The 2,529-nt window shown below is 61.6% G+C and carries 7 protein-coding genes; all 7 read right to left on the bottom strand.

What is annotated here, in order from left to right; translation table 11 throughout:
• Positions 1-743 (bottom strand): replication endonuclease (locus tag AACS18_RS09020; protein ID WP_146184754.1); only part of this gene is annotated, 743 nt, incomplete at its 3' end.
• A gap of 3 nt (positions 744-746) precedes the next feature.
• Positions 747-992 carry a hypothetical protein gene (locus AACS18_RS09015; protein ID WP_108612204.1) on the bottom strand — a complete coding sequence of 82 codons (246 nt, stop codon included), beginning with the start codon at positions 990-992 and terminating at the stop codon, positions 747-749.
• Positions 989-1,438: a hypothetical protein gene (locus AACS18_RS09010; RefSeq protein ID WP_258228688.1), complete on the bottom strand. Its 450-nt coding sequence runs from the start codon at positions 1,436-1,438 to the stop codon at positions 989-991. Before AACS18_RS09010 ends, AACS18_RS09015 begins: the two co-directional genes overlap by 4 nt.
• Positions 1,435-1,632 (bottom strand): hypothetical protein, encoded by a 198-nt coding sequence (locus AACS18_RS09005; RefSeq protein WP_108612203.1) that lies wholly within the window; start codon positions 1,630-1,632, stop codon positions 1,435-1,437. The genes AACS18_RS09010 and AACS18_RS09005 overlap by 4 nt, the downstream gene beginning before the upstream one ends.
• Positions 1,629-1,889: a helix-turn-helix domain-containing protein gene (locus AACS18_RS09000; protein ID WP_108612202.1), complete on the bottom strand. Its 261-nt coding sequence runs from the start codon at positions 1,887-1,889 to the stop codon at positions 1,629-1,631. Before AACS18_RS09000 ends, AACS18_RS09005 begins: the two co-directional genes overlap by 4 nt.
• A gap of 2 nt (positions 1,890-1,891) precedes the next feature.
• Positions 1,892-2,080 carry a hypothetical protein gene (locus tag AACS18_RS08995; protein ID WP_041213699.1) on the bottom strand — a complete coding sequence of 63 codons (189 nt, stop codon included), beginning with the start codon at positions 2,078-2,080 and terminating at the stop codon, positions 1,892-1,894.
• 66 nt (positions 2,081-2,146) lie between these two features.
• Positions 2,147-2,529: hypothetical protein (locus AACS18_RS08990; RefSeq protein ID WP_108612201.1), on the bottom strand; the 383-nt coding region annotated here is incomplete at its 5' end.

Raw genomic sequence — 2,529 nt, 5'->3', positions numbered from 1 at the left:
TCATACTGCTCGTTGACCACTTCCGACTCGGCCAGCCAGCGCATCATGGCCCGCTTACGTTCGCGCACCACCTTCATGGTGGCGTTCGATACATAAGCCGACACGCCCTTGCGCACCTTGCCGAGCAGAATGTTGATCTGCTCCTGCAGCCGATCCCAGCAGCGGTTGACGCGCTTCTCCCACCACTTGGCAGAGAGCAGGCGCACCAGCACGCTCAGGATCCAGTTATCCCGCACCTCGTTGGATTTGAACTTGGGCATCTTGCCGATAAAGCCCCACTGATCGGCCGGCTGGCGCATCAGCTCCCAGGTCTGCAGCAGATCCGGCTCGGCGCCCTCTTTGATGTCCTGTTCGATGTTCTTGTAAATGGCAGCGGTCTGGTTGGCGAACTGGTGGGCCACCTTCTTGCGGCCGTCTTCATCGCGCATCTCCCTTGGGTTGACCGGGATGGAATGGAGCAGCTGGCGCACCCAGCGGGTGCGCTCACGCAGCCAGATATTGGCTGCCCGGCAATGGGTGAAGCTGCAATCCTTGCGGCGCCTTGCGTACTGCTTGAACAGGTCGCGGGTTAACTCGGGGGAGAGGCCATCGAGCAACTGGATGGCCCACAGCAGATCGTATTGGCCGCGTGGGCCGCCGAAAACGGCGTCAAAGTTGACGCCGGGCAGAGAGTTGCAAAGGGTGTTGATGCGCTGCAGCTGTGCTTTTCTCGACAGCGGCAGCCGGGTGGTGAGCTTGGTCATGCGTTAAGCAGATAACGTCTTGATGCGAAACAGGCATCCACTGATGCGCTGCTGGGCATGGGTTTTCATTCGACGGGCGGCCGCGCACTGACGCAGCAACAGCTTGATGCTGACGTGGGGGCGGGCAGGTAGCCGGCGCGCATGGGCCAGCTCCCGCTGATAAAGACGCAGCCGCGCTGCGTCCTCCCGATAGGTCTCTTGCCAGCGATACATCTGGCTGGTCAGTTCCTGCTGCAGGTGATGAGTCACTTGATCACCTCACCTTGCCCATGCAGTGGCGCGCACTCCTGCCACCACTCGCCGATCTCTTTGGCCAGCGCGGTTGCGCCCTGACCCAGTGCCAGCCAATAGACAGAGCGCACCGCACCGAGCGCCAGCAGCTCCCGGGAGATATCCCGATCGCCTCTGGCCTCACCGCCGGCGGCGATAAACTCGGCGCGAGCAGCCAGCCAGTGGGTGGTCAGCGGGTTGTGAGCGGGGAGTGATGCCGCCTCTTCATCGTCTTCGTCGCCGTCATCATCGAGCAGATCAGCCGGGTTGCTGGTCGCAACCAGCTGCAGCTGGATGTACTGCTGGCCGGAGTAGACCCCGCCCAGGGCGATGCGGTTATCTTCGGCATTGGCGGCGAACATATCGGCCAGCAGCCCCTCGACCACCTTGGGCGCTTGGCGGGCAATCTTGATGATGTCGCTCATTGGCAGGCCCTCCGGTTGATGCTGAGAAACAGTTGGTGCCAGCGCAGGGCACGCTTTGCCTGGGCTAACAAGGTTTTACCCTCAGTTCCTCTGAGGCATGAGGAGTGACGAGCTTTGGCAGTGAGCCGCTGGCGCAGGCGCGGCAACTCAGCCAGCGCCTCCTGCTCGGATATGGGATGGAAGATCTTGGTCATGCCTGCACCTCCGGCGTGGCGATGCCGGTCAGCAGCCAATCGACATGGCGTTTTAGCTCCGAGTGGTTGGCGATCAGCAGGAACAGGCCGCCCCCGATCTCGCGGTATCCCAGCTCGTAGTTCTTGAGCGTGGTGGGCGGAATGCCGAGCTGGTCAGCAAACTTGGGGCGGCTCAGCTTCAACTGCTCCCGCAACTGGCGCAGACGCTTGGCGGCATGGTGGTTGAGCAGATTGATTTGGGTCGGTTGTGCGTTCATGGTCAGGCTCCTTGTTGAGTGGTGCAGGGGTTGATGCGGCTGAACAGAGAAGCCCAAGCCAGTGCAGTTGACCGCTCGATAAGCGCAACCCCGTCCGGGTGTTGGCTAAGACGGGCGCCATAGCGGCCCGTCAGCTTGCGTTGTTGGATGCGAAGGTTGCGCAGGGCGCAGGGGATCGCTAAAGTTGCCATGTCGACTTCCTCATACGTTGTTGATAGAGGCCCGCTTGGAGTTGCCGCTCCGTAATGCGGGCTTTTTTATTGCCCAATAGGTCGTGGGCCTTGCCCGGTCATCTGGCTTGCCGCCAGTACTGCGCGTTTCATGCGCAGTTTTGCTGCTCTCTCTTTCTTCTCCCTCTCGATATCCCGGATAGATCTGGTGACCGGTGCCGGGTGCCACACCTTGGTGTCACAGCCGCCGCGAAATTCGCTTTGGTACTCCAGTGCAATCACGGCAAGGCGGATCGCCTCGCGCTGTGCATGTGGCAATGCCGACAGCGTGGCGCTCATCAGTTCACCCCGAGGCTGGCGGGCGATGGCACAGATGGCGGCTTTCTTGGCCTGGCCCAGTGCCAGCCAGTCGGTATCGAGGCTTGAGCGCTTCTTGCCGAACATCTCGCGCAGCAACATGCAGCCGGCGG

Source organism: Aeromonas sp. HMWF015, assembly GCF_963878965.1.
Taxonomy (GTDB): domain Bacteria; phylum Pseudomonadota; class Gammaproteobacteria; order Enterobacterales; family Aeromonadaceae; genus Aeromonas; species Aeromonas veronii.
The sequence above is the reverse complement of the archived record's forward strand: the minus strand, read 5'-3'. Positions and strand labels throughout refer to the sequence as shown.